Genomic DNA, 708 nt, shown 5'->3' with positions numbered 1-708 from the left:
GCTCACCCTGTCATCAGGCAGCAGCAAAACACCTACGAATGACGCCTGATACGCAATTTAATGCTCTTTTCCTGACTTTTAAAAATTGTGCAAAAAAGGAGCAATTGTTCGACAAAGCTTTACAGAACAGCCATTTGCCGATGATAGAGTTGCGCCGCAATTTCGTGATATAGATCACAAGTAAGGAACAATAGCGAAGGCATAGGGCCTTTCACCGGTCGGCGGTAAGCAGTATCGACCTGTCTGGACAACCTGACAGAGGTACCACCAAGTGACGGTATTCTTTCGACACAGCAAGCATTTGCTCGCCTCGCTGGCACTGTTCAGCGTACTGGGGCTAATGCTGGCCATGCGTCCCACCCCCTCCGCCATGGAGCGCGTTATCGCCCGTGGGGAGCTGGTGGTGCTAACCCGCCCGTCCAACACGACCTATTACGAAGATCAGCACGGTTTCACCGGCATGGAATACGAACTCGCCAAAGGGTTCGCTGACAGCCTGGGGGTAGAACTGCGCATCCTCGAATCCGACGATCTCTCCTACATCCGCTATGCTATCCGCAAGGGCACGGCAGACATTGCCGCCGCTGGCCTGGTCGCCACCACAGAGCGCAGCGAAAGCCTGCGCTTCAGCACTCGCTACCAAAATATCGATACCCTGCTGGTACGCCGCCTGAGCAGCCCACGAATTACCGACCTGAGCGAGCTGAA

The 708-nt window shown here is 54.7% G+C and carries 1 protein-coding gene; it reads left to right on the top strand.

Translation table 11 applies throughout. The features are described 5' to 3' along the window. Positions 1-271: 271 nt before the first annotated feature. Positions 272-708: transporter substrate-binding domain-containing protein (locus A3730_RS09010; RefSeq protein ID WP_156501103.1), on the top strand; the 437-nt coding region annotated here is incomplete at its 3' end.

The sequence above is a fragment of the Alcanivorax sp. HI0044 genome (assembly GCF_001634945.1).
This window is presented reverse-complemented; position numbering and strand designations above follow the sequence as displayed.